The organism is Pseudomonas sp. LY-1, assembly GCF_053502595.1.
Genome location: NZ_CP094353.1, coordinates 6,286,152 through 6,310,976, shown reverse-complemented (window position 1 = coordinate 6,310,976; position 24,825 = coordinate 6,286,152). Strand labels below are relative to the sequence as shown.

The 24,825-nt window shown below is 62.4% G+C and carries 22 protein-coding genes; 13 read left to right on the top strand and 9 right to left on the bottom strand.

Annotation, left to right across the window (positions count from 1 at the left end; genetic code table 11):
- Nucleotides 1–168: 168 nt before the first annotated feature.
- Nucleotides 169–687: a glycine cleavage system protein R gene (locus tag MOQ67_RS29085; RefSeq protein WP_017847852.1), complete on the top strand. Its 519-nt coding sequence runs from the start codon at nt 169–171 to the stop codon at nt 685–687.
- 222 nt (nt 688–909) lie between these two features.
- Here MOQ67_RS29085 and rarD read toward each other — a convergent pair whose 3' ends face one another.
- From rarD to MOQ67_RS29060, 5 genes are all read right to left on the bottom strand, one after another.
- Nucleotides 910–1,794 (bottom strand): EamA family transporter RarD, encoded by an 885-nt coding sequence (gene rarD / locus MOQ67_RS29080; RefSeq protein ID WP_017847851.1) that lies wholly within the window; start codon nt 1,792–1,794, stop codon nt 910–912.
- 119 nt (nt 1,795–1,913) lie between these two features.
- Entirely contained in the window at nt 1,914–2,888 is a 975-nt protein-coding gene (locus MOQ67_RS29075; protein ID WP_017847850.1) for a serine/threonine protein kinase, read from the bottom strand.
- An 832-nt stretch (nt 2,889–3,720) separates the two neighbouring features.
- The gene (locus tag MOQ67_RS29070; protein WP_046489087.1) at nt 3,721–5,619 is read right to left on the bottom strand and encodes a PhoX family protein; all 1,899 of its coding nucleotides are present in this window, start codon (nt 5,617–5,619) and stop codon (nt 3,721–3,723) included.
- Nucleotides 5,620–5,709: 90 nt separating this feature from the next.
- On the bottom strand, nt 5,710–6,474 hold the full coding sequence (locus MOQ67_RS29065; protein WP_126585116.1) for a TOBE domain-containing protein: 765 nt from the start codon (nt 6,472–6,474) through the stop codon (nt 5,710–5,712).
- Nucleotides 6,475–6,532: 58 nt separating this feature from the next.
- Entirely contained in the window at nt 6,533–7,270 is a 738-nt protein-coding gene (locus tag MOQ67_RS29060; protein WP_275958609.1) for a ComF family protein, read from the bottom strand.
- Between the two features lie 92 nt (nt 7,271–7,362).
- Here MOQ67_RS29060 and bioB point away from each other — a divergent pair, with 92 nt between their 5' ends.
- From bioB to MOQ67_RS29010, 10 genes are all read left to right on the top strand, one after another.
- On the top strand, nt 7,363–8,418 hold the full coding sequence (bioB, locus tag MOQ67_RS29055) for a biotin synthase BioB (RefSeq protein ID WP_017847846.1): 1,056 nt from the start codon (nt 7,363–7,365) through the stop codon (nt 8,416–8,418).
- Nucleotides 8,419–8,572: 154 nt separating this feature from the next.
- Entirely contained in the window at nt 8,573–9,754 is a 1,182-nt protein-coding gene (gene bioF / locus MOQ67_RS29050) for an 8-amino-7-oxononanoate synthase (RefSeq protein ID WP_232590947.1), read from the top strand.
- Nucleotides 9,747–10,478: an alpha/beta fold hydrolase gene (locus MOQ67_RS29045; RefSeq protein ID WP_448675739.1), complete on the top strand. Its 732-nt coding sequence runs from the start codon at nt 9,747–9,749 to the stop codon at nt 10,476–10,478. Before bioF ends, MOQ67_RS29045 begins: the two co-directional genes overlap by 8 nt.
- Entirely contained in the window at nt 10,471–11,283 is an 813-nt protein-coding gene (bioC, locus tag MOQ67_RS29040; RefSeq protein ID WP_177029585.1) for a malonyl-ACP O-methyltransferase BioC, read from the top strand. The genes MOQ67_RS29045 and bioC overlap by 8 nt, the downstream gene beginning before the upstream one ends.
- The gene (gene bioD / locus MOQ67_RS29035) at nt 11,280–11,960 is read left to right on the top strand and encodes a dethiobiotin synthase (protein ID WP_017847842.1); all 681 of its coding nucleotides are present in this window, start codon (nt 11,280–11,282) and stop codon (nt 11,958–11,960) included. The genes bioC and bioD overlap by 4 nt, the downstream gene beginning before the upstream one ends.
- Nucleotides 11,961–12,064: 104 nt before the next feature.
- Nucleotides 12,065–12,346, top strand: a complete 282-nt coding sequence (locus tag MOQ67_RS29030; RefSeq protein ID WP_046489100.1) for a hypothetical protein — start codon at nt 12,065–12,067, stop codon at nt 12,344–12,346.
- 249 nt (nt 12,347–12,595) lie between these two features.
- Nucleotides 12,596–14,401 carry a phenylacyl-CoA dehydrogenase gene (locus MOQ67_RS29025; protein WP_057005404.1) on the top strand — a complete coding sequence of 602 codons (1,806 nt, stop codon included), beginning with the start codon at nt 12,596–12,598 and terminating at the stop codon, nt 14,399–14,401.
- Between the two features lie 204 nt (nt 14,402–14,605).
- On the top strand, nt 14,606–15,895 hold the full coding sequence (locus MOQ67_RS29020) for a GGDEF domain-containing protein (RefSeq protein ID WP_046489103.1): 1,290 nt from the start codon (nt 14,606–14,608) through the stop codon (nt 15,893–15,895).
- A 90-nt stretch (nt 15,896–15,985) separates the two neighbouring features.
- Nucleotides 15,986–17,755, top strand: a complete 1,770-nt coding sequence (locus tag MOQ67_RS29015; RefSeq protein ID WP_104904342.1) for an acyl-CoA dehydrogenase C-terminal domain-containing protein — start codon at nt 15,986–15,988, stop codon at nt 17,753–17,755.
- 122 nt (nt 17,756–17,877) lie between these two features.
- Nucleotides 17,878–19,656: an acyl-CoA dehydrogenase C-terminal domain-containing protein gene (locus MOQ67_RS29010; protein WP_017847837.1), complete on the top strand. Its 1,779-nt coding sequence runs from the start codon at nt 17,878–17,880 to the stop codon at nt 19,654–19,656.
- Between the two features lie 226 nt (nt 19,657–19,882).
- On the opposite strand, the gene MOQ67_RS29005 is transcribed toward MOQ67_RS29010, so the two are convergent.
- Nucleotides 19,883–20,782 carry a LysR family transcriptional regulator gene (locus MOQ67_RS29005; protein WP_017847836.1) on the bottom strand — a complete coding sequence of 300 codons (900 nt, stop codon included), beginning with the start codon at nt 20,780–20,782 and terminating at the stop codon, nt 19,883–19,885.
- A gap of 209 nt (nt 20,783–20,991) precedes the next feature.
- On the opposite strand from MOQ67_RS29005, the gene MOQ67_RS29000 reads away from it, so the two are divergent.
- Together MOQ67_RS29000 and MOQ67_RS28995 are read left to right on the top strand one after the other, a co-directional pair.
- Nucleotides 20,992–22,260, top strand: a complete 1,269-nt coding sequence (locus MOQ67_RS29000) for an aspartate aminotransferase family protein (RefSeq protein ID WP_017847835.1) — start codon at nt 20,992–20,994, stop codon at nt 22,258–22,260.
- A 182-nt stretch (nt 22,261–22,442) separates the two neighbouring features.
- Nucleotides 22,443–22,601 carry a YqaE/Pmp3 family membrane protein gene (locus MOQ67_RS28995; protein ID WP_010207008.1) on the top strand — a complete coding sequence of 53 codons (159 nt, stop codon included), beginning with the start codon at nt 22,443–22,445 and terminating at the stop codon, nt 22,599–22,601.
- 5 nt (nt 22,602–22,606) lie between these two features.
- On the opposite strand, the gene pqqE is transcribed toward MOQ67_RS28995, so the two are convergent.
- The 3 genes from pqqE to pqqC are packed head-to-tail and all read right to left on the bottom strand — an operon-like array spanning nt 22,607 to nt 24,754.
- The gene (pqqE, locus tag MOQ67_RS28990; RefSeq protein ID WP_017847834.1) at nt 22,607–23,737 is read right to left on the bottom strand and encodes a pyrroloquinoline quinone biosynthesis protein PqqE; all 1,131 of its coding nucleotides are present in this window, start codon (nt 23,735–23,737) and stop codon (nt 22,607–22,609) included.
- On the bottom strand, nt 23,730–24,005 hold the full coding sequence (gene pqqD / locus MOQ67_RS28985; protein ID WP_046489112.1) for a pyrroloquinoline quinone biosynthesis peptide chaperone PqqD: 276 nt from the start codon (nt 24,003–24,005) through the stop codon (nt 23,730–23,732). Before pqqD ends, pqqE begins: the two co-directional genes overlap by 8 nt.
- Entirely contained in the window at nt 24,002–24,754 is a 753-nt protein-coding gene (gene pqqC / locus MOQ67_RS28980) for a pyrroloquinoline-quinone synthase PqqC (protein WP_017847832.1), read from the bottom strand. Before pqqC ends, pqqD begins: the two co-directional genes overlap by 4 nt.
- Between the last annotated feature and the right edge of the window lie 71 nt (nt 24,755–24,825).

Genomic DNA, 24,825 nt, shown 5'->3' with positions numbered 1-24,825 from the left:
GACTAAATACGTCGTTTAGCGACCCACTTTGGTCGTATGGTCACAGTGGGGTCTGGGATGTTCTCAAGAAACAGATGGATTGTTCCAGATAAATATAAAAATGGTACACGATTTGTTTTCGGGGGCATCTGCGTCCACCTTGTAGATTGAATTCCAGAGGGCTTCGCCATGGACCATCTTGTACTCACTATCATTGCCGCCGACAAACCCGGCCTGGTTGAACGCATTGCGCAGAACATCGCGGCCCACGGCGGCAACTGGTTGGAGAGCCGCATGGCGCACATGGCCGGGCAGTTTGCCGGGATTCTGAGGGTCAGCGTCCCCGCCGAGAACCGTCAGGCCCTGGTGAATGCGCTGGAGGACTTATCCACACACGGCATCCGCGTGCTGGTGGGCGAGAGCGGCGCCGGGCAGGCGGCGGCGTCCAAACCGATCACCATGACGCTGGTGGGCAACGACCGGCCGGGGATCGTGCGTGAGATTACCGCGCTGTTGAGCAAGCAGGGGGTGAACCTCGAACGCTTGAGCACCGACGTGCGCCCGGCGCCGATGAGCGGCGACCCGCTGTTCCACGCCGATGCATCACTGGCGGTGCCGTCTGGCTTGGCGCTGGACACCCTGCAAGCGGCCCTGGAAACCCTGGCCGACGACTTGATGGTGGAGTTGGAACTGCGCCGCGAGGAATAACCACCCACAAGGTTATGCATGGAAATCTTGCATGGGCCTGTGGATAACCTGTAGAGACCCGGCGCCAGGCCACGCCGGCCGTGCTTCTCCGTCAGCTGAGCAAAAAACGAGCAGTTTCAAGGGCTTGTACACAAATGGCGGGGATCAGGTTGTGGATAACCTTGGGGTGGATCTCTGCAAGCCATGCGGGCCGTGGCTTGCAGAAGTTTGTACGTTATTTGATCAGCGTTTGCGCACTGTCAGCCAGGCGTCCAGGCTGTAGACCACCAGGCCGGCCCAGATAAACGCGAAGGCGATCAGCGTGCTGGTTGCCAGTTGTTCGCCAAACAGCAGCACCGCTTCGAGCAGCACCAGGGTCGGCGCCACGTACTGCAAAAAGCCCAGGGCGGTGTAGGGCAAATGCCGTGCGGCGGCGTTGAAGCACACCAGTGGGATCAGCGTCACCGGGCCGGCGGCCACCAGCCACCAGGCTTCGGACGTACTCCAGAATGCCAACTGCGCGCTGTGCGCCGACGGGTTGAACAGCAACCAGGCGACGGCGATCGGCACCAACATCCAGGTTTCCACCACCAGCCCCGGCAGTGCCTTGACCGGCGCCTGCTTGCGGATCAGGCCATAGAAACCGAAGGTCAGCGCCAGCGCCAGCGACACCCACGGCAAACTGCCCACCTGCCACACCTGTTGCGCCACCCCCGCTGCGGCGAGACCGACGGCGAGCCATTGCAGGCGGCGCAGGCGTTCGCCGAGGAGCAGCATGCCGAGCAACACGTTCACCAGCGGGTTGATGTAGTAACCCAGGCTGGCTTCGAGCATGCGTCCGCTGTTCACCGACCACACATAGGTCAGCCAGTTAGCCGCAATCAACGCCCCGCTGAGCGCCAGGATCGCCAGGCGCCGCGGGTTATCGCGCAGTTCGCGGAACCAGCCGGGGTGTTTCCAGACCATCAGCAACAGCGTGCCGAACAGCGCCGACCAGAGCACGCGGTGTACGATGATTTCGGCGGCGGGGACACTGGCGATGGCTTTGAAATAGAGCGGGAACAGACCCCAGATAACATAGGCGCTCAGGCCCAGGATGTAGCCCTTGCGGGGGTTGGCGGCGTGCATTGCAGAATCCTTGCTTAGGCAGCTAACAAAGCGCGATTGTAAGGATATTTGTCCGGTCGTGGTGCCTGCAGTGCTTTATGTGGGAGGGGGCTTGCTCCCTCCCACAGGAAGCAACGCCGTCAGAACAGTTTCAGCGGTTCTTCGTTGAGCGCCGACAACTGTTCGCGCAACGCCAACACCTGATCACCCCAATACCGCTCACTGCCGAACCACGGAAAGCTGTGGGGGAACGCCGGGTCATCCCAGCGCCGCGCCAGCCAGGCGCTGTAGTGCATCAGGCGCAAGGCCCGCAGCGGTTCGATCAGCGCCAGTTCGCGCGGGTCGAAATCGTGGAATTCCTGGTAGCCGTCCATCAACTCCGACAGCTGGCCCAGACATTCCTGACGGTCGCCGGCGAGCATCATCCACAGGTCCTGTACGGCCGGGCCCATGCGGCAGTCATCGAGGTCGACGATGTGGAACATCTCGTCGCGGCACATCATGTTGCCGGGGTGGCAATCGCCGTGCATGCGGATGTTCTTGTGCGGCGTGGCCTTGTACACCTCTTCCACACGCTTGAGCAGGTCGCGGGCCACGGACTCGTAGGCCGGCAGCAGGCTTTTGGGAATGAAGTTGCCTTCGAGCAGGGTGGTGAGGGAGTCGTGGCCGAAGTTCTTCACGCCCAGGGCTTCGCGGTGTTCGAACGGGCGGGTCGCGCCGACCGCGTGCAAGCGCCCGAGCAACTGGCCAAGGCGATAGAGCTGGTCCAGATTGCCCGGCTCCGGCGCCCGGCCGCCACGGCGCGGGAACAGAGCGAAGCGGAACCCGGCGTGTTCGAACAGGCTTGAGCCGTTATGGATCATCGGCGCGACCACCGGCACATCGCACTCGGCCAGTTCGAAGGTGAAGCTGTGTTCTTCGAGGATCGCTTCGTTGCTCCAGCGCTGCGGCCGGTAGAACTTGGCGATCAGCGGCTCGGCGTCTTCGATGCCCACTTGATACACACGGTTTTCGTAGCTGTTGAGCGCCAATACGCGTGCATCGCTGAGGAAGCCGATACTTTCGACAGCATCGAGCACCAGGTCGGGGGTGAGTGTTTCAAACGGATGGGCCATGCGAACTCCTGCGCGCAGCAGGGCGCCGCGTCCGGCCGGGTATGGTAACGCACCGGGCTTGAGATAGGGGGCGGCTGTGCCATTGCTATCGGGGGCAAGCCCCCTCCCACAGTTGAAGGTATTCACAACTCAACATGTGGCAGGGGCAAGCCCCCTCCCACAGTTGAAGGTATTCACAAATCAACATGTGGCAGGGGCAAGCCCCCTCTCACAGTTGAAGGTATTCACAAATCAAAATGTGGCAGGGGCAAGCCCCCTCTCACAGTTGAAGGTATTCACAAATCAAAATGTGGCAGGGGCAAGCCCCCTCCCACAGTTGAAGGTATTCACAAATCAACATGTGGCAGGGGCAAGCCCCCTCCCACAGTTGAAGGTATTCACAAATCAACATGTGGGAGGGGGCAAGCCCCCTCTCACAGTTGAAGGTATTCACAAATCAACATGTGGCAGGGGCAAGCCCCCTCTCACAGTTGAAGGTATTCACAACTCAACATGTGGCAGGGGTAAGCCCCCTCTCACAGTTGAAGGTATTCACAACTCAACATGTGGCAGGGGCAAGCCCCCTCTCACAGTTGAAGGTATTCACAAATCAACATGTGGCAGGGGTAAGCCCCCTCCCACAGTTGAAGGTATTCACAAATCAAAATGTGGCAGGGGCAAGCCCCCTCTCACAGTTGAAGGTATTCACAAATCAACATGTGGCAGGGGCAAGCCCCCTCCCACAGTTGAAGGTATTTACAAATCAACATGTGGCAGGGGTAAGCCCCCTCTCACAGTTGAAGGTATTCACAACTCAACATGTGGGAGGGGGCTTGCCCCCGATAGCGGTCTGTCAGGCGCCCACGATCCCACCATCATCCCGCCGAATCGCCATCACCGACGAACGCGGCTTGCCATTGGGCAGATGCTCCGGCCACGTCGAACCACCGGTTTCGCCGGGATGCTGAATCCCCACGAACAAGGTCTTCTGATCCGGCGAGAAGCTGATCCCCGTCACCTCGCACGCCACCGGCCCGACCATGAAACGGCGGATTTCGCCGGTGTTGGGGTCGGCGCAGAGCATCTGGTTATTGCCCATGCCGGCGAAGTCGCCGCCGTTGCTGTAGTCACCGTCGGTCAGAATCCACAGGCGCCCGGCTTTGTCGAAACCCAGGCCATCGGGGCTGTTGAACATGTTCTGTGGGTTGATGTTCGACGAGCCGCCCTTCGGCGTACCGGCATGCACGCCGGGGTTGCCCGCGACCACAAACAGATCCCAGGTGAAATCGGCGGCGCCGTGGTTATCGGCGTTGGGCTTCCAGCGCAGGATCTGGCCGTAGACGTTTTTCTCGCGTGGGTTGGGCCCACCGACCGGCTGGCCGTCTTCGCCGCGCTTGGCGTTGTTGGTCAGGGTGCAATAGACCTGGCCGTCGGTGGGGCTGACCACGATCCATTCCGGGCGGTCCATGCGCGTGGCTTTCACCACACTGGCAGCCAGGCGTGCATGGATCAGCACTTCGGCCTGGCTGGCGAAACCGGTGCTGGCGTCGATGCCGTTCTTGCCATGGGTCAGCTCGACCCATTGGCCGTTGCCCTTGGGGTGGTCGGCGTTGCCGTCGCCAGCGTCGAAGATCGCCACAAACAACGTGCCATGGTCGAGCAGGTCTTTGTTGGCCTTGGGGTTCTGGTGGTCGATCGGGTCGCGGCTGACGAACTTGTAGATGAATTCGCCGCGCTCGTCGTCGCCCATGTACACCACGGCGCGGCCGTCGCGGGTTTCCGCGAGGGCTGCGTTTTCATGCTTGAAGCGGCCAAGGGCGGTGCGTTTGACGGGAGTGGAGTGCGGGTCGAACGGGTCGATTTCCACCACCCAGCCATGGCGATTGAGTTCGTTGGGATTCTTGGCCATATCGAAACGCGGGTCGTGCAGGTGCCAGTTGATCTCTTTGCTCGCCGCCACCACGCCGTAGCGCTTTTGCCCGGCGTCGAAGGTTTGTTGTGGGTTGCTGCTGCCGAAGCAGTCGGTGAAGTTCTCTTCGCACGTCAGATAAGTGCCCCACGGCGTCTTGCCGTTGGCGCAGTTCTGGAAGGTGCCGAGGGCTTTTTTGCCGGATTTGTCGGCGCTGGTTTTCAGCCAGTCATGGCCGGCCGCCGGGCCGCTCAGGCGGATCGGCGAGTTGCCGTGGATGCGCCGGTTGTAGCGCGAGTCCTGGACGAACTGCCAGGTGTCGCCCTGGCGGCGCACTTCGATCACCGACACACCTTCGCTGGCCTGGGCCTTGCGCACGTCTTCGGCCGATTGCGGCGCGCCGCCGTGGGCGAAGAGGTAGCGGTAGTTGGTGTATTCGTTATTGATCGCCATCAGCGCGCGGTTGTCGTCGCCGGGGAAGGCGAACAGGCTCATGCCATCGTTGTTGTCACCGAACTGCTGCTCCTGGGCCTTGGCCGTGCCGTTGCCGGACGGGTCGAACGCCGGGGCATTCTTGTGCAGCGGCTGGCCCCAACTGATCAGCACCGAGGCGCTGTAGCCGGGCGGCAGGGTGATGCTGTCGCTGGTGGCGGCGGCGATGCTGGCGAACCCCAGCAGCGGGCTGGCGTTGGCGGCATTCACGGCCAGCGCGCTGCGGGTCAGCAGGTTGCCGCCGAGGAACATCGCGGCTCCGCACAGGGCACCGGCGCCGATGAAGCGGCGGCGGGTGAGGCCGACCATCTGTTCGAGGTCGGTGGCTTGGTTTTCTTCTAATAGGCTCATGTCAGGCTCCCTGCGGTTTTTGCAGACACCATAAGGAGCGGGCATGACGAAATTGTTGCAGTTTGACGGCGGGCGCAGCAGGCCCGGCGCTTAGACGGGCGTGCCGAGCAATACATTGCTCGGCGCGAATTGCACCTGGATCGGCTGACCTTCGGCGGCATCCAGGGCCTTGAGCGCGTGGGGCTGGGCCAGGGCGCAAAGTACCTGGCCGTTGGGCAGGGCGATTCGCACTTCGCTGGGGCCGTCCTCGGCGTCGAGAATGGCGTCGACGCTGCCGATCAGGCAATTGTGTCCAGGTGTTTCTGGGTGCTGGCTGGCGCACACCTCCAGCCAGCCGGCCTTGATCAGGGCGACCACTTCGACACCGGCTTCCAGCTCCAGCCGTTGCGTGCTGTCGTGGGTGATCTGCGCGCTCAGGCTCAGGCCGCCGGCCAGTTGCAGGCGGATCAGATCATTGCGGCCGTGACGCTCGATGGCGACGACCTGGCCATGCAGTTGGTTGCGCGCACTGGTGCGCAGCATCAGGCGGCCCAGCAGGTTGAAGTCGCTGGCGGCTTCGTCCGAGCCGAGCACTTCGGCCTGTAACACTTGCAGGCGCTGATAGAGGCGCAGCACGCGCTCGCCTTCGGCCGTCAGCCTGGCGCCGCCGCCGCCCTTGCCGCCGACGCTGCGTTCCACCAACGGGTTTTGCGCGAGGTTGTTCAGTTCGTCGATGGCGTCCCAGGCCGCTTTGTAGCTCAAGCCGGCGCTTTTCGCCGCGCGGGTGATCGAGCCCTGCTCGGCGATATGCGCGAGCAAAGCGATGCGCTGCGGGCGACGGATGATGTGTTGGCTGAGGGAGGTCGGCAGAGACATGGGGTTACGCTTCGATGAGATGAGCGGAACGTTGCGGGCAAGGCCGGCCGGAGTCAAGTCAGGCACCCGGTTTGGGCGTGCGCGCCAGGCAGTACACGTCGACCTGCCGCGCCCCGGCCTCCATCAACAGACGTGCCAGGCTATGGGCGGTCGCACCGGTGGTGAGCACGTCGTCGACCAGCGCAAAGTGGCGGTCCTGTACCGGTATGTCGCGCGCCAGGGCGAAGGCGCCGCGCAGGTTGCGTTGGCGGCTCTTGGCGTCGAGCGCCTGTTGCGCGACGGTTTCACTGGGGCGTAACAACAGGTGTTCATTGTAGGCAATGTGCAGTTCGGCGCTGAGCCAGCGTGCCAGCATCAACGCCTGGTTATAACCGCGCTCGCGCAGGCGTTTGCGCGCCATGGGCACCGGCAGCAGGCAGTCGGGGCGCGGCAGTTCGGCATTGTCGAAGCGGTGTTGCAGATGGCGTCCCAGCAAGCGCCCCAGCAGATGCCCGAGGGGCCAGCGCGCCTGATGCTTGAAGCGGCTGATCAGGCTATCGACGGGGAAGCTGTAGCGCCAGGCGGCGATGACCTGTTTAAAGGCCGGCGGGTGTTTCTGGCATTGGCCGCAGATCAGACCGTCCAGCGGCAGGGGCAGGGCGCAGACCTCGCACTGCTCCATCAGCCAGGGCAGCTCGGTTTCGCAGGCGTTGCACACACAATCGGCCGACTCAGTGGCTTCATCGCAGATTAAACAGTGCTGTACGTTTTTTGACCATATGTAAACTTGGTGTTTGTATCCAGGTTGACAGTGCATGAATCTTCCTTAAATATGCCGAGCATCCGTGTCGTGCCTGTGGGTATTGCCCTTCCCGCAGCGTTTGCCAAAGCATAATCAAGGAATCGCCCATGAGCGCCAGCACCACTGCCACCCTGCGTCACGATTGGTCCTTGGCCGAAGTCAAAGCACTGTTCGTGCAACCGTTCAATGACCTGTTGTTCCAGGCGCAGACCGTACACCGCGCGCATTTCGATGCGAACCGTGTGCAGGTGTCGACCCTGCTGTCGATCAAGACCGGCGCCTGCCCGGAAGATTGCAAATATTGTCCGCAGTCGGGCCACTACAACACCGGCCTGGAAAAAGAAAAGCTGATGGAAGTGCAGAAGGTCCTCGAAGAGGCGGCCCGCGCCAAGGCCATCGGTTCGACCCGCTTCTGCATGGGCGCGGCGTGGAAACATCCGTCGGCCAAAGACATGCCCTACGTGCTGCAGATGGTCAAAGGCGTGAAGGCCATGGGCCTGGAAACCTGCATGACCCTCGGCCGTCTCGACCAGGACCAGACCGAAGCCCTGGCCCAGGCCGGCCTCGACTACTACAACCACAACCTCGACACGTCGCCGGAGTTCTACGGCTCGATCATCACCACCCGCACCTACGCCGAGCGCCTGCAAACCCTGGCCTATGTGCGCGATTCGGGGATGAAGATCTGCTCCGGCGGCATTCTCGGCATGGGCGAGTCCCTCGACGACCGCGCCAACCTGCTGATCCAGCTGGCCAACCTGCCGGAGCATCCGGAATCGGTGCCGATCAATATGCTGGTGAAGGTGGCCGGCACGCCGCTGGAAAACGCCGAGGAGATCGACCCGTTCGACTTTATCCGCATGCTGGCGGTGGCGCGCATCCTGATGCCGCAGTCCCATGTGCGCCTGTCGGCCGGCCGTGAGGCGATGAACGAGCAGATGCAGGCCCTGGCGTTCTTTGCCGGCGCCAACTCGATTTTCTACGGCGACAAACTGCTGACCACCGCCAACCCGCAGGCCGACAAGGACATGCAACTGTTCTCGCGCCTGGGCATCTTGCCGGAAGCGCGGGAAGAGCACGCCGACGAAGTCCACCAGGCGGCGATCGAGCAAGCGTTGGTGGAACAGAAAAGCAGCGAGCAGTTCTACAACGCCGCGGTTTAAAGCACCACGGCGATCCAAATGTGGGAGTTGGCTTGCCTGCGATAGCGGTCTTTCTGACACTTCGGTGGTGACAGTCCTGCCGCTATCGCAGGTAAGCCAGCTCCCACAGGGGATCGCGCCCTGTCTTACATTTCTCTGATCTGCCGAGGCCTGCATGTCTTTCGATCTCGCCGCGCGTCTCGCTGCCCGTCGTGCCGAACACCTTTACCGCCAACGCCCTCTGCTGGACAGCCCGCAAGGCCCGGAAGTAGTAGTGGACGGTCAACCGTTACTGGCGTTCTGCAGTAACGATTACCTGGGCCTGGCCAATCACCCGCAGGTGATCGAGGCCTGGCGTGCCGGTGCGTCCCGTTGGGGCGTGGGCGGTGGCGCTTCGCACCTGGTGGTCGGGCATGCCATGCCGCACCATGCGCTGGAAGAAGCCCTGGCCGACTTCACCGGCCGCCCGCGTGCGTTGTTGTTTACCACCGGTTACATGGCCAACCTCGGTGCGGTCACGGCGCTGGTGGGGCAGGGCGATACGGTGCTGGAAGACCGCCTCAACCATGCTTCATTGCTGGATGCCGGCCTGCTGTCCGGGGCGCGCTTCAATCGCTACCTGCACAACGACGCCGCCAGCCTGGCCAAGCGCCTGGAGAAAGCCACCGGCAATACCCTGGTGGTCACCGATGGCGTGTTCAGCATGGACGGCAACCTCGCCGACTTGCCGGCGCTGGCCCGTGAAGCGCGGGCCAAAGGCGCCTGGTTGATGGTGGACGACGCCCATGGTTTCGGCCCGTTGGGCGCGAACGGCGGCGGTATCGTCGAGCATTTCGGCCTGAGCCAGGCGGATGTGCCGGTGCTGGTCGGCACCCTGGGCAAAGCGTTCGGCACTGCGGGCGCCTTTGTCGCAGGCAGTGACGATTTGATCGAAAGCCTGATCCAGTTCGCCCGGCCCTACATCTACACCACCAGCCAACCCCCGGCCCTGGCCTGCGCCACCCTCAAAAGCCTGGAGCTGCTGCGCACCGAGCATTGGCGGCGCGAGCACCTCAACGGCCTGATCCGCCAGTTCCGTCACGGCGCCGAGCAGATCGGCCTGACGCTGATGGACAGCTTCACGCCGATTCAGCCGATCCTGATCGGCGACAGTGCCAAGGCCATGGCGTTGTCGCGGATGTTGCGCGAGCGCGGCCTGATGGTCACCGCGATCCGCCCGCCCACCGTGCCCGCCGGCAGCGCCCGTTTGCGCGTGACGCTGACCGCGGCCCACAGCGCGGCGCAGGTGCAGCTATTGTTAAACGCATTGGAAGCGTGTTTCCGCTTGTCCGGTACGACGGAGCCCGACCATGCGTGATCGCTTGATCCTGCTGCCCGGCTGGGGCCTCGGCGTGTCGCCGCTGGAGCCGTTGGCCGCCGCCCTGCACGGCCTGAACGAACACCTGCGCGTACAGGTCGAGCCGTTGCCGGCGTTGGCCTCCAGCGACCTGGATGAATGGCTCGACGAACTCGACGCGAGCCTGCCGGACAACGCCTGGCTCGGTGGCTGGTCGTTGGGCGGCATGCTCGCTTCCGGGCTGGCCGCGCGGCGCGGCGAGCGTTGTTGTGGGTTGCTGACCCTGGCGAGCAACCCGTGTTTCGTCGCCCGTGATGGCTGGCCGAACGCGATGCCTGGCGCAACCTTCGAGGCGTTCCTCGCCGGTTGCCACGCCGACGCCCCGGTCACCCTCAAGCGCTTCGGCCTGTTGTGCGCCAAAGGCGCCGCGGACCCGCGCGGGTTGGCGCGTCTGCTGGCCAGCGCGGCACCACAGACGCCGTCGGACGTGTTGATGAGCGGCCTCGAGCTGCTTGCCCAACTGGATACCCGCGACGCCTTGGTGGCCTACCGCGGCCCGCAATTGCACCTGTTCGCGGGCCTGGATGAATTGGTGCCCGCCGAAGCCGCCAGCGACCTGCTGAGCCTGCTGCCCGATGTCGAAATCGGCCTGATTGAACAGGCCGGCCACGCTTTTCTCCTGGAGGACCCCCACGGTGTAGCGGGGGCCATCCAGGCTTTTTTGCACGAGTGCGTTGATGACTGATTTAGCCCATGCCTGCCTGCCAGGCGCGTTGCCGGACAAGCGTCAGGTGGCGGCCTCCTTTTCCCGTGCCGCCGCCAGTTACGACAGCGTGGCCGAGTTGCAGCGCGCGGTGGGGCATGAATTGCTGACCCGTCTGCCGCCGGCCTGCAGCGCGCAGCGCTGGTTGGACATGGGCTGCGGCACCGGTTATTTCAGCCGCGTGCTGGGCGAACGGCTGCCGGCCGGCCAAGGCGTGGCGCTGGATATTGCCCAAGGCATGCTCGACCATGCGCGGCCGTTGGGCGGCGCGCAGTATTTCATCGCCGGTGACGCCGAGCGCCTGCCGTTGCAGGCGGCCAGCTGCGGGTTGATCTTCTCCAGCCTGGCAGTGCAATGGTGCGCGGATTTCGCGGCGGTGCTCAGCGAAGCCTATCGCGTGCTGCAGCCGGGCGGCGTGCTGGCGTTCGCCAGCTTGTGCGTGGGCACATTGGACGAGTTGCGCGAAAGCTGGCGGGCGGTGGACGGGCGGGTCCACGTCAACCGCTTCCGCAGCTTCGAAGCCTATCAACAGCTGTGCGCGGCCAGTGGCTTCAAGGTGCGGAGCCTGGAGCGGCGTGCTCATGTGTTGCATTACCCGGATGTGCGCAGCCTGACCCACGAATTGAAAGCGCTTGGCGCGCACAATCTCAACCCGGGGCGGCCGGGAGGGTTGACGGGCCGCGCGCGGATTGTTGCACTGATCGACGCCTACGAGCAGTTCCGCCAGGCCCAGGGCCTGCCGGCCACCTACCAAGTGGTGTACGCCGTACTGGAGAAACCGCTATGAACGCCGCTTATTTCATCACCGGCACCGATACCGATGTCGGCAAGACCACCATCGCCGCCGGCCTGCTGCATGCCGCGCGCCTGGCCGGCAAAAGCACCGCCGCCGGCAAGCCGGTGGCTTCCGGTTGCCAGGTCACCGCCAAAGGCTTGCGCAACGCCGATGCGCTGGCACTGCTGGCCGAGTGTTCGTTGCCGTTGAGTTATGCCGAGGTCAACCCGGTGGCGTTCGAGCCGGCCATCGCGCCGCACCTGGCCGCGCGCGAGGCGGGCGTTGCGCTGACGGTGCAATCGCTGCTCAAACCCATGCAACAGATCCTGGCGCGAAAAGCGGATTTCACCCTGATCGAAGGCGCGGGCGGCTGGCGCGTGCCGTTGGCCGACCAGGACAACCTGTCCGACCTGGCCATGGCGCTGCAATTGCCGGTGATCCTGGTGGTGGGCGTGCGCCTGGGGTGCATCAGCCATGCCCTGCTCACCGCCGAAGCGATCGCACGCGATGGCCTGCCGCTGGCCGGTTGGGTGGCGAATATCATCGAGCCGAAGACCTCTCGTCTGGAAGAAAACCTCGCCACCCTGGCCGAACGCTTGCCCGCGCCGTGCCTGGGCCGGGTGCCCAAACTCAAGCACGCCAGCAGCGACGCGGTGGCTGAGTACCTGCACTTGGACTTGCTTGACTGATTTTGGCTATCGATAAGGCATTATGCCATTAGCGTTTTTGACGGGCCTTTTGCCCGGATGTCTGTTTCAATTCAACTTCACGATTCTCTCAGCAGGTCCACGCCATGGAAATCTCTGGCAGCAGCGCGTTTTATTCAGGCCTGAGCACGATTCAAACCGGGCAGAGCCGCGTCGACCAGGCCGCCGGCAGGATTGCCAGCACCGCCACTACCCAGCCGTCGGACGCCCAGAGCGACCTGCTACGGGCCAATGACCGCGCCCAGCCGACCAACTCGGCGAGCAATATGGTCGAAATGGCCCAAGGCAAGTTTCAGGTGGAGCTGGGCGCGAAAGTCGCCAAGGCTTCCGATGAAATGCTCGGCACGTTGATCGACACCTTCGCCTGACCCCCTGAAGCAACGCGGTGTGCCAGGCACACCGCTCGCGCCTGCACCTTCGCCTTTTTCCCGATAACCCTTGTGGCGCCTCGCCGCAGGCATCGTCGTGCGCGCTCTTGAGCGGTGTCATGACAAACGGCAGCGGGACGACGCTTGACATCCCCAGGTCGTAAACGTATGTTTCAAACACCTGTTTGACCGCCATAACAAATCCCACGCGGTTGTTCATCCCAGACACATCAGCAGAGGTTTATCGCTATGCCTGACTACAAGGCCCCCTTGCGTGATATTCGCTTCGTTCGTGACGAACTGCTCGGCTATGAAGCGCATTATCAAAGCCTGCCGGCTTGCCAGGACGCTACTCCGGACATGGTTGACGCCATTCTCGAAGAAGGCGCCAAGTTTTGTGAGCAAGTACTGGCACCGTTGAACCGCGTGGGTGACATCGAAGGGTGTACCTGGAGCGAGTCAGGCGTTAAGACCCCTACTGGTTTCAAAGAAGCCTACCAACAGTTCGTTGAAGGCGGCTGGCCGAGCCTGGCCCATGACGTGGAGCACGGTGGCCAAGGCCTGCCGGAATCCCTGGGCCTGGCGGTCAGCGAAATGGTCGGCGAAGCCAACTGGTCGTGGGGCATGTACCCAGGCCTGTCCCATGGCGCGATGAACACCATCTCCGAGCACGGCACCCCCGAGCAACAAGACGCCTACCTGACCAAGCTGGTGTCGGGCGAATGGACCGGCACCATGTGCCTGACCGAGCCTCACTGCGGCACCGACCTGGGCATGCTGCGCACCAAGGCCGAGCCTCAGGCCGACGGCACCTACAAAGTCTCCGGCACCAAGATCTTCATCTCGGCCGGCGAACACGACATGGCCGATAACATCGTCCATATCGTATTGGCCCGCCTGCCGGACGCACCGGCCGGTACCAAAGGCATCTCGCTGTTCATCGTGCCCAAATTCCTGCCGAACGCCGATGGCTCGATCGGTGCGCGCAACGCGGTGACCTGCGGTTCCCTGGAACACAAGATGGGCATCCACGGTAACGCCACCTGCGTGATGAACTTCGACGCAGCCACCGGTTTCCTGATCGGCCCGGCGAACAAAGGCCTGAACTGCATGTTCACCTTTATGAACACCGCTCGCCTGGGCACCGCGCTGCAAGGCCTGGCCCACGCCGAGATCGGCTTCCAGGGCGGCCTGAAATACGCTCGCGATCGCCTGCAAATGCGTTCCCTGACCGGCCCGAAAGCGCCGGACAAAGCGGCCGACCCGATCATCGTCCACCCTGACGTGCGCCGCATGCTACTGACCATGAAAGCCTTCGCCGAAGGTAACCGTGCGATGGTGTACTTCACCGCCAAGCAAGTGGACATCGTCAAGTACGGCACCGACGACGAAGCCAAGAAACAGGCCGATGGCCTGCTGGCCTTCATGACCCCGATCGCCAAGGCGTTCATGACCGAAGTCGGCTTCGAGTCCGCCAACCACGGCGTGCAGATCTACGGCGGTCACGGCTTCATCGCCGAGTGGGGCATGGAGCAGAACGTGCGCGACAGCCGCATTTCGATGCTGTACGAAGGCACCACCGGCATCCAGGCGCTGGACCTGCTCGGCCGTAAAGTGCTGATGACCCAAGGCGAAGCGCTGAAGGGCTTCACCAAGATCGTCCACAAGTTCTGCCAGGCCAACGAAGGCAACGAAGCGGTCAAAGAGTTCGTGACACCGCTGGCCGCGCTGAACAAAGAGTGGGGCGAGTTGACCATGAAGGTCGGCATGGCGGCGATGAAAGACCGTGAAGAAGTCGGTGCCGCGTCGGTGGACTACCTGATGTACTCCGGTTACGCCTGCCTGGCTTACTTCTGGGCCGACATGGCACGCCTGGCGGCCGAAAAACTGGCCGCCGGCACCAGCGAAGCGGCGTTCTACACCGCCAAGCTGCAGACCGCGCGCTTCTACTTCCAGCGCATCCTGCCGCGTACCCGTACTCACGTGGCCACCATGCTGTCGGGCGCCAACAACCTGATGGACATGAAAGAAGAGGACTTCGGCCTGGCTTACTAAGCCTCACCGAGCCCACTTGAAAAACCGTCGCTCCTGTTGGGGGCGACGGTTTTTTTTTGCCGAGAAAAAACGCAGCGGGGCGCTCAGGGATTGCGATTGGCTGCCGTTACAGTGATGGCAATGTGATACAGGCCGGGCAGGGTATGTTTAACTGTCTGGAGTAAGGCACAGTGCCATCATTCCTGGCGGGTCGGAGTTTTACCCTTGTCACGCGCGTCCGCTTTACGTTTCAGTCATTTCCTCCCTTCATTGCTGCTGTTACTGGCCGGGCTCTCGGCTGCGTATGTCAAGGACCTCAACGTCTTCTTCACCTCGCTGTTCAACGTGTTGCCGACCCTGGTGCTGTTGCTCGGCGGTTCGTATTGCGCGGTCTATCGTCGCCAGCGTGAACTGTTCCTGATGATCACGGTGTACATCGCCTACTTCCTGCTCGACACCCAGACCGACTACTACCGCGACAACGGCCGCGTGCGCGAAGACGCCGCAGTGGTGTTCCACTTGTGCTGCCTGTTGCTGCCGCTGCTGTTCGGCCTCTATGGGCTGTGGCAGGAAAAAACCCACTTGTTCCGTGATTTTGTCGCGCGCTGTGCGGTGCTGCTGGCGGTCGGCAGTGTCGCGTTGGCGCTGGAGCAAAGTTATCCCCAGGCGCTGCTGAACTGGCTGGCGGAAATTCGCTGGCCGGCGCTGCATGGCGCCTGGATGAGCCTGATCCAGCTGTCGTACCCGATGTTCCTGATCGGTTTCCTGACCCTGGCGGCGCAATACTGGTACCAGCCGCGCCCGCTGCACGCGGCGCAGATGGTGGGGCTGGTGGGATTGTTCTGGATGTTGCCGCAGACGTTTATCCTGCCGTTCACCCTGAACATCATGTGCAGCCAGGTGATGCTGATGATTGCGGCCGCGGTGGCCCACGAGGCGTATCAGATGGCGTTCCGTGACGAGTTGACCGGCCTGCCGGGGCGCCGCGCACTCAATGAGCGCATGCAGCGACTGGGGCGCAACTATGTGCTGGCGATGAGCGACGTCGATCACTTCAAGCGCTTCAACGACACCCATGGCCACGATGTCGGCGACCAAGTGCTGCGCCTGGTCGCCAGCAAGCTGTCGAAGGTCAATGGCGGCGGACGCGCCTACCGTTATGGCGGTGAAGAGTTCGCCGTGGTGTTTGCCGGCAAGACCCTGGATGAATGCATGCCGCACCTGGAAGAAATCCGCGAGATCATCGCCAACTACGACATCAAGCTGCGCAACCCGGACCGTCCGCAGGATGACCTGCAAGGTCGCCAGCGGCGCGCGGGCAGCGGTGCGTCGAGTGTCTCGGTGACCATCAGCATCGGCGTGGCCGAGCGCCAGGCCGAGCACCGCACCTCCGAAGAGGTGCTCAAATCCGCCGACCAGGCGCTGTATGCCGCCAAGGGCGCGGGGCGTAACTGCGTGATTGCGGCCGGGCAAAACCGCCGTGGTGCGGTACGCACGCAGAGTGCTGCCGGTTGAGTGATGGTGCTGTATTCAGCGGCGCTACAGTGATTGTCCGGGGCGGTGGCCGGCAGTAGGTTGAAACCATCTGCTGCCGGAGACATTGCCATGCCTGAGTACAAAGCTCCCCTGCGCGACATGCGCTTTCTGATCGACAACGTGTTTGATTTCCACGCTCACTACGCCGCCCTTGGCGCGACGGACGCCAGCCCGGACATGGTCAGCGCGATCCTCGAAGAAGGTGCGAAATTCTGCGAGAACGTGCTCGCGCCGCTCAACCGCAGCGGCGATGAAGAAGGCTGCCATTTCGACAAAGGCGTGGTGACCACGCCCAAGGGCTTCAAGGAAGCCTTCGCCCAGTATGTACAAGGCGGCTGGCACGGCGTGGCAGCCGACCCGGCCTACGGCGGTCAAGGCTTGCCGCAATCCCTGGGGCTGGTGCTCAGCGAAATGATCGGCTCCAGCAACACCTCCTGGGGCATGTACCCGGGGCTGACCCACGGCGCGATGTCGGCGATCCACGCCCACGGCAGCGCCGAACAGAAAGCCACCTACCTGAGCAAACTCACCGCTGGCGAATGGACTGGCACCATGTGCCTGACCGAAGCCCACTGCGGCACCGACCTGGGCCTGATCAAGACCCGCGCCGTGCCCCAGGCGGATGGCAGCTATGCGGTCAGCGGCAGCAAGATCTTCATCTCTGCCGGTGAGCACGACCTGAGCGCCAACATCATCCACCTGGTGCTGGCCAAGCTGCCGGACGCCCCGGCCGGCACCAAAGGCATCTCGCTGTTTATCGTGCCCAAGTTCCATGCCGATTCGGGCGAGCGCAACGCGGTGCATTGCGGCTCCATCGAGCACAAGATGGGGATCAAGGCCTCGGCCACCTGCGTGCTGAACTTCGACGGGGCCAGGGGCTTTTTGATCGGCGAGGCGAACAAAGGCCTCAACTGCATGTTCACCATGATGAACCACGCGCGCCTCGGCACCGGGATGCAAGGGCTGTGCAACGGCGAAGCGAGCTTCCAGGGCGCGATCAGGTACGCCAACGACCGCCTGCAAATGCGCGCGCTGACCGGCGCCAAGGCCCCGGAAAAAGCCGCCGACCCGATCATCGTCCATCCCGACGTGCGGCGCATGCTGCTGACCATGAAGGCGTTCAACGAAGGCAACCGGGCGCTCACCTATTTCACCGCGCAACTGCTCGACACCGCGCACTTGAGCGCCGACGCCGGCCAGCGCCAGGAGGCCGAAGACCTGTTGGCATTCCTCACGCCGATCTGCAAAGCCTTCATGACCGACACCGGGCTGGAAGTGACCAACCACGGCATGCAGGTGTTCGGCGGCCATGGTTTTATTCGCGAGTGGGGCATGGAGCAGTTGGTGCGCGATTGCCGCATTGCGTCGATCTACGAAGGCACCAACGGGATCCAGGCGCTCGACTTGCTGGGGCGCAAGGTGTTGGGCAGCCAGGGCAAGCTGCTGCGCGGTTTTACCCGGATTGTGCATAAGTTCTGTGAGGCGAATGCCGAGCATGCGCAGCTCAAGGCGTATGTGGCGCAGCTTGATCAACTGAACCGGCAATGGGGCGAGCTGACGACCGAGGTCGGCATGGCCGCGATGAAAAACCCTGACGAAGTGGGCGCCGCCGCGGTGGACTACTTGATGTACAGCGGCTACATCGTCCTCGCCTATTTGTGGCTGCGCATGGCGATCGCGGCGCAGACCCACGACGATGCCGACTTCGCCAAGGCCAAGCTGGCCACCTGCGACTTTTACTTCAAGCGCCTGCTGCCGCGCACCGCCACCCATCGGGCTGCCGTGCAAGCGGGCAGCGAGTGCCTGATGAGTCTGCCTGCGGAGGCATTCGGCGGCTGATGACTTAAAAATACCAATCAGTCAAAAGTGGACCCTATGTGTCTGAAAAGTTGTTCGGGTACACTCGGCGCCTGTAAAACCGACCCTATCGAATTACTTTTCACGTTCTCACGAGGTTTGCCATGGCTGATTACAAAGCGCCGCTGCGTGATATGCGCTTCGTCCTCAACGAAGTTTTTGAGGTCGCCACACTTTGGGCCCAATTGCCGGCATTGGCAGACACTGTCGACGCCGAAACCGTTGAGGCAATCCTCGAAGAAGCCGGTAAAGTCACCGCCAAATCCATCGCCCCGCTCAGCCGCAGCGGCGATGAACAGGGCTGCCGCTGGGCCGACACGGTTGTCAGCACCCCGGATGGCTTTCCACAGGCCTACACCACCTACGCCGAAGGCGGCTGGGTGGGCGTAGGCGGCGATCCGGCGTTTGGCGGCATGGGCATGCCCAAGGCGGTGTCGGCGCAAGTCGAAGAGATGATCAACTCGTCGAGCCTGGCGTTTGGCCTGTACCCGATGCTGACTTCCGGCGCCTGCGTGTCGATCAACACCCACGCCAGTGAAGCACTCAAGGCCACCTACCTGCCGAATATGTACTCCGGCAAGTGGGCCGGTTCCATGTGCCTGACCGAGGCGCATGCCGGCACCGATCTGGGCATTATCCGCACCAAGGCCGAGCCTCAGGCGGACGGTTCCTACACCATCAGCGGCACCAAGATCTTCATCACCGGCGGCGAACACGACCTCACCGAGAACATCATCCACCTGGTCCTGGCCAAACTGCCGGATGCGCCTGCGGGGCCGAAGGGCATTTCGCTGTTCCTGGTGCCGAAGTTCATGGTCAATGCCGACGGCAGCCTGGGCGCGCGTAACCCGGTGAGCTGCGGTTCCATCGAACACAAGATGGGGATTCAAGCGTCGGCGACCTGTGTGATGAACTTCGACCAAGCCGTGGGTTACCTGGTGGGCGAGCCTAACCGGGGCCTGGCGGCAATGTTCACCATGATGAACTACGAGCGTCTGGGCGTAGGCATCCAGGGCCTGGCGTCCGGTGAGCGGTCCTACCAGAACGCGATTGAATATGCGCGCGACCGCCTGCAGAGCCGTGCGCCGACCGGTGCCCAGGCCAAGGACAAAGTCGCCGACCCGATCATCGTCCACCCCGACGTGCGTCGCATGCTGTTGACCATGAAGGCGTCGAACGAAGGCGGCCGTGCATTCTCCACATATGTGGCGATGCAACTGGATATCGCCAAGTTCAGCGAAGACGCCGCCGCCCGCGAGCGCGCGGATAACCTGGTGGCCTTGCTGACCCCGGTGGCCAAGGCATTCCTCAGCGATCTGGGCCTCGAAACCACGGTACTCGGCCAACAAATCTTTGGCGGCCACGGTTACATCCGCGAGTGGGGCCAGGAGCAATTGGTGCGTGATGTACGCATTACCCAGATCTACGAAGGCACCAACGGCATTCAGGCCCTGGACCTGATGGGACGCAAGATTGTCGGCAGCGGCGGCGCGTTCTACACCCTGTTCGCCGACGAGATCCGCCAGTTCACCGCCACCGCGGGCGCGGAGCTGGCTGAGTTCACCGCGCCGCTCAATGCCGCGGTGGATAGCCTGGATGAGTTGACGGCCTGGGTGCTGGACCGTGCCAAGAGCAACCCGAATGAAATCGGTGCGGCCTCGGTGGAGTATTTGCATGCATTCGGTTACATGGCCTACGCCTACATGTGGGCAAGGATGGCCAAGGCGGCGCTGGGCAAAGAAGCCGAGGAAGGTTTCTACGCCAGCAAGCTGGGCACCGCACGTTTCTACTTTGCCCGTCTGCTGCCGCGTATTCAGTCGTTGAGCGCGTCGGTAAAAGCCGGTAGCGAATCGCTGTTCTTGCTGGATGAGGCCCTGTTCTAAGGGTGTAGAGGCTTTGTAAGCATTCTCTTACATGACGTGCTGCTAATCGTCCTCTATCGCCAAATTGGATCCACGGATAATCTACTTCACATGGACGTCGCGCAGGAAGCGCAAAGCAACAACACGGACACGTAGGATTCTGCCAGGATGGCGGAGTGAAATGGATGTCAGGGAAACAGTCTGCAAAGCCCCGCTTCGGCGGGGTTTTCTTTTGCCCGCGAAAAAGTCAGCCCGGCACCTGCGGGGCGTTCATCACGTCCTCCAGCAAGGTGCGCAGCAGCGCCAACGTCGCTTGCTGGCGCTGCACATCGCGGCACACCAACCCGACTTTCAGCGGCACCCTCGGTTCACTCAAGGGTTTCCACAGCAGCGACTGGCTGTTGTGTTGGTCCTGGGAACGTCCCGGCAGCACCGTGGCCAGTTTGGTATGCGGCAGGCTGTCGAGAATCCCCACCATGGTATTCAACTCCGCCTGCACCTGCGGGCGCCGCCCGAGGTTGGATAGCTGGCCCTGCCAGATCTGCCGGATCTGAAACTCCTCCCCGAGCAGCAACATCGGCAACTCGGCCGCTTGTGTCAGGGAGACTTTCTTGAATTCACGCAGGGGGTGATCCTCCGGGATGACCACCTTCAGCTCATCTTCATACAGCAGCACGCCGTGCAGCCCCGGCTGGCGGGGCGGCAGGTAACTGATGCCGATGTCCAGCGAGCCATTGAGCAGGCGCCGTTCAATCTCCAGCCCGGTCAGTTCGTAGATTTGCACCACCAGGTGCGGCTGGGCCTTGCGCACACGCTCCAGCATCTGCGGCACCAGGCTGGTGTGTACGGTTTGCAACACACCGATGGCCAAGGTGCGCAATGCCTGGCCCTTGAAGTTGCGCAACGCCTCCACGGCTTGTTGCATGCCATCGATCAACGGCAAGGCGTGGTTGTATAACGTATGGGCCGCGAGGGTCGGCAGCAGGCGTTTGCTGCTGCGTTCGAACAGGCTCACATCGAGGTTTTGTTCGAGCTGGCGGATCTGCTGTGACAGAGCCGGTTGGGAGATCGACAGGCGCTCAGCGGCACGGCCTACGTGGCCTTCCTCATACACCGCGACGAAATAACGCAGTTGCTTAAAATCCATAAGTAATTCTTATCGGAAAAGCTGGAAAATCGAAATGGCCGTTGGCCCCCAAGACGCCTAGTCTAGCGCCTATCCACAAGGCTTACAGGGCCAGATCGGGCGATGATTAGCGTTTATGTTGATGGTGTTTGCATAGGCAAGTCAAAAAACCTCCAGGCGGGTTTTGCGGGGTACACCGACCACGGCATGGTTGCCATGGGAGGAAAAGTGTGAACCTGTTCAATTTGCGCCGCTCGGCGGCCAGTCTGGATGACCTGATCCTGGATGCTTGTGGCGAAGATTTTCCCAGTGGATGCCTGATGCCTACCGTAGCGCGCCCCCCGCAGGTCTTTGTGCGCGGCCAGGGTTCCTGGTTGTGGGACAGCGATGATCGCGCCTATCTGGACTTCAGCCAGGGCTGCGCGGCCAACAGCCTCGGCCACAGCCCGCAGGTATTGATCCGGGCCCTGGCCGATCAGGCCCAGGCGCTGATCAATCCCGGTAACGGCTTGCATAACCGTCCCCAACTCAACCTCGTCGACCGCCTGTGCCACCGCACCGGCAGCGACCAGGCGTATTTGCTCAACAGCGGCGCGGAAGCCTGCGAAGCGGCGATCAAACTGGCACGCAAGTGGGGCCAGCTGTATCGCGGCGGTGCTTATCGCATCATCAGCGCCAGCAACGGTTGCCATGGGCGCAGCTTCGCGGCGATGTCGGCCTCGGCGAGCAGCCGTGAAAACCGCTTTGAACCGCAACTGCCGGGCTTCAGCCACGTCCCGCTCAACGACCTGGCGGCGCTGCACGCGGCCGTTGACGCGCAAACCGTTGCCATCATGCTCGAGCCGATCCAGAGCGAAGCCGGCGTCATCCCGGCGACCGAGCATTACCTCAAGGGTGTCGAACGGCTGTGCCGCGAGCTGGGCATTCTGCTGATCCTCGACGAAGTGCAAACCGGCATCGGCCGTTGCGGCACCTTGCTCGCCGAAGAGCAGTACGGTGTACGCGCCGACATCATTGCGCTCGGCAAAGGCCTGGGCGGTGGTGTACCGCTGGCGGCACTGCTGGCGCGTGGCAAGGCTTGTTGCTTTGAAGTCGGTGAGCTGGAAGGCACCCATCATGGCAATGCGCTGATGGCCTGCGCCGGGGGGGCGGTGCTCGATGCTGTGCTGGGGCATGGCTTCTTCGAGCATGTGCGTGAGTCTGGTTGTTACCTCGGCGAAGGTCTGGCTCGCCTGGCTTATCGCTATGGCCATGGTCAACTGCGCGGCCACGGCCTGATGTGGGGACTGACGTTATCGGATGATTCTGCGGATGCCGTAGTAAAAGCGGCTCTGGACGAAGGACTGATCCTCAACGCCCCGCAACCCAACTGCCTGCGCTTCACCCCGGCCCTGACGGTGAGCAAAAGCAACATCGACGAAATGCTCCTGCGCCTGGGGCACGCCTTTTCCCGGGTACGCACCGCACAAATGCAATGCCGCAAGGGCATCGCCGTCTGACCCCTTATTCCTGAACCGTCTCGCGGTATACGCGGCGCCCCCAGCTTGTTTTTTTTGGCTGGGGGCGTTTTTTTTTGTGCAGCGAACGACGGTCGCGGTGCCAGATCCTACTGAACCCTCACGAACGTCCAAGGTCGATTAGCTACACGGCTCACACGAGCCGATTTTCAGGAGCTGAACCCATGGACATCATTCGTATCATCATCGCCATTCTGTTGCCGCCACTGGGAGTGTTCCTGCAAGTGGGTTTCGCCGGCGCGTTCTGGCTGAATATTCTGCTGACCTTGTGCGGTTACTTCCCAGGCATCATTCACGCGGTGTACATCATCGCCAAACGCTGAGGCTCTCAGCTTTTTGCGATGAGTCGTGAGTTGCGCTCGTTGCGAAAGGCCAGTTGCTCGATGGTCTGGGTGGCGTGTTCGGCCTCTTCCCGTGCTTGAAGGATGATGCCGTGGTGCTCGGACTTGCTGCACACCGGGTCGGCATTGCTCGCATCCCCGGTCAGCATGAACGCCTGGCAGCGGCAGCCGCCGAAGTCCTTTTCCTTTTCATCGCATGAACGGCACGGCTCGGGCATCCAGTCGTAGCCGCGAAAGCGGTTGAAGCCGAAAGAGTCGTACCAGATGTGCTGCATGCTGTGGTCGCGCACGTTGGGAAACTGCACCGGCATCTGTCGGGCGCCGTGGCAGGGCAGGGCGGTACCGTCCGGGGTTACGGTCAGAAAGATGCTGCCCCAGCCGTTCATGCAGGCTTTCGGGCGTTCTTCGTAGTAATCCGGGGTGACGAAAATCAGCTTGCACGGGTGCCCTTCGGCTTCGAGCTTGGCGCGGTATTCGTTGGTGATGCGTTCGGCGCGCACCAACTGTTCCTGGGTCGGCAACAACCCCACGCGATTGAGCTGCGCCCAGCCATAGAACTGGCAGGTGGCGAGTTCGACAAAATCCGCTTCCAGCGCAATGCACAGCTCGATGATGCGGTCGATCTTGTCGATATTGTGCCGATGGGTGACGAAGTTCAGCACCATCGGATAGCCATGAGCCTTCACTGCGCGGGCCATTTCCAGCTTTTGCGCGAAGGCCTTTTTCGAGCCGGCCAGCAGGTTGTTCACCTGTTCGTCGCTGGCCTGGAAGCTGATCTGGATGTGGTCCAGGCCAGCCTTCTTGAAGTCGCTGATCTTCTGCTCGGTCAGGCCGATGCCGGAGGTGATCAGGTTGGTGTAGAAGCCCAGCTTGCGCGCTTCGGCGATCAGTTCGGCGAGATCCTGGCGCACCAGCGGTTCGCCGCCGGAAAAGCCCAACTGCGCGGCGCCCATCTCACGGGCTTCGCGAAACACCTTGAACCACTGCTCGGTGCTCAGTTCCTTGCCCTGCTCGGCGAAATCCAGCGGGTTGGAGCAATACGGGCACTGCAGCGGGCAGCGATAGGTCAGCTCAGCGAGCAGCCACAAGGGCAGGCCGATGGCTGGTTTTTCAGGCAAGGGTGATCCAGTGCTCGGCACGGGCGACCTCCATGAATTGCTCTACATCATTGCCCAGCTCAGGCACACCGGGAAATTGTTTATCCAGCTCATCGATGATCGTGGCGACGTCGCGCTCGCCGTCGATCAGTCCACCGATCAAGGCGGCACTTTCATTGAGCTTGATCATGCCCTCGGGGTAGAGCAGTACATGGCCTTTTTGCGCGGGCTCGTACTGGTAGCGATAACCCTGGCGCCAGGTCGGTTTCTTGCTGCGATCAAAGCTCATAGGGCGATCCCTTTATGCCAGACCCGCTGCGTGGTCACGCTGTGATAGGGCGGGCGTTTCAATTCGTAGGCCATGCTCATGGCATCGAGCATGCTCCACAGGATGTCCAGTTTGAACTGCAGAATTTCCAGCATACGCTCCTGGCCTTCGCGGGTGGTGTAGTGCTGCAGGGTGATCGCCAGGCCGTGTTCCACATCGCGGCGAGCCTGGCCCAGGCGGGTGCGGAAATACTCATAGCCGGTGGGGTCGATCCATGGGTAATGCTGCGGCCAGCTGTCGAGGCGCGATTGGTGGATCTGCGGCGCGAACAGTTCGGTCAGCGAGCTGCTGGCGGCTTCCTGCCAGCAGGCGCGGCGGGCGAAGTTGACGTAGGCGTCCACCGCAAAGCGCACGCCGGGCAACACCAGCTCCTGGGAGCGCAGTTGGTCCGGGTCGAGGCCGACGGCCTGGCCCAGGCGCAGCCAGGCTTCGATGCCGCCGTCTTCGCCGGGGGCGCCGTCGTGGTCGAGCAGGCGCTGAATCCACTCGCGGCGGATTTCACGGTCCGGGCAGTTGGCCAGGATCGCGGCGTCCTTCAGCGGGATGTTCACTTGATAGTAGAAGCGGTTGGCGACCCAGCCCTGGATCTGCTCGCGGGTGGCGCGGCCTTCATACATCGCCACGTGGTACGGGTGATGGATATGGTAGAAGGCGCCCTTGGCCCGCAGGGCTTTTTCAAATGCATCGGTGCTCATCGGTATATCAGTCATATGGGTCTCCTGTGGGAGCGAGCTTGCTCGCGAAGGTCGTTAACGGTGACGCATGCACCCTGAATATCTGC

Coding starts and splice junctions, on each gene's coding strand:
- pqqD (WP_046489112.1), bottom strand. CDS start 24,005: ATGAGCTTTGATCGCAGCAAGAAACCGACCTGGCGCCAGGGTTATCGC.
- pqqC (WP_017847832.1), bottom strand. CDS start 24,754: ATGACTGATATACCGATGAGCACCGATGCATTTGAAAAAGCCCTGCGG.
- MOQ67_RS29005 (WP_017847836.1), bottom strand. CDS start 20,782: ATGGATTTTAAGCAACTGCGTTATTTCGTCGCGGTGTATGAGGAAGGC.
- MOQ67_RS29085 (WP_017847852.1), top strand. CDS start 169: ATGGACCATCTTGTACTCACTATCATTGCCGCCGACAAACCCGGCCTG.
- bioF (WP_232590947.1), top strand. CDS start 8,573: ATGTCTTTCGATCTCGCCGCGCGTCTCGCTGCCCGTCGTGCCGAACAC.
- MOQ67_RS29060 (WP_275958609.1), bottom strand. CDS start 7,270: ATGCACTGTCAACCTGGATACAAACACCAAGTTTACATATGGTCAAAA.
- MOQ67_RS29070 (WP_046489087.1), bottom strand. CDS start 5,619: ATGAGCCTATTAGAAGAAAACCAAGCCACCGACCTCGAACAGATGGTC.
- rarD (WP_017847851.1), bottom strand. CDS start 1,794: ATGCACGCCGCCAACCCCCGCAAGGGCTACATCCTGGGCCTGAGCGCC.
- bioC (WP_177029585.1), top strand. CDS start 10,471: ATGACTGATTTAGCCCATGCCTGCCTGCCAGGCGCGTTGCCGGACAAG.
- MOQ67_RS29025 (WP_057005404.1), top strand. CDS start 12,596: ATGCCTGACTACAAGGCCCCCTTGCGTGATATTCGCTTCGTTCGTGAC.
- bioB (WP_017847846.1), top strand. CDS start 7,363: ATGAGCGCCAGCACCACTGCCACCCTGCGTCACGATTGGTCCTTGGCC.
- MOQ67_RS29045 (WP_448675739.1), top strand. CDS start 9,747: ATGCGTGATCGCTTGATCCTGCTGCCCGGCTGGGGCCTCGGCGTGTCG.
- MOQ67_RS29030 (WP_046489100.1), top strand. CDS start 12,065: ATGGAAATCTCTGGCAGCAGCGCGTTTTATTCAGGCCTGAGCACGATT.
- bioD (WP_017847842.1), top strand. CDS start 11,280: ATGAACGCCGCTTATTTCATCACCGGCACCGATACCGATGTCGGCAAG.
- MOQ67_RS29015 (WP_104904342.1), top strand. CDS start 15,986: ATGCCTGAGTACAAAGCTCCCCTGCGCGACATGCGCTTTCTGATCGAC.
- MOQ67_RS29010 (WP_017847837.1), top strand. CDS start 17,878: ATGGCTGATTACAAAGCGCCGCTGCGTGATATGCGCTTCGTCCTCAAC.
- MOQ67_RS29075 (WP_017847850.1), bottom strand. CDS start 2,888: ATGGCCCATCCGTTTGAAACACTCACCCCCGACCTGGTGCTCGATGCT.
- MOQ67_RS29065 (WP_126585116.1), bottom strand. CDS start 6,474: ATGTCTCTGCCGACCTCCCTCAGCCAACACATCATCCGTCGCCCGCAG.
- MOQ67_RS28995 (WP_010207008.1), top strand. CDS start 22,443: ATGGACATCATTCGTATCATCATCGCCATTCTGTTGCCGCCACTGGGA.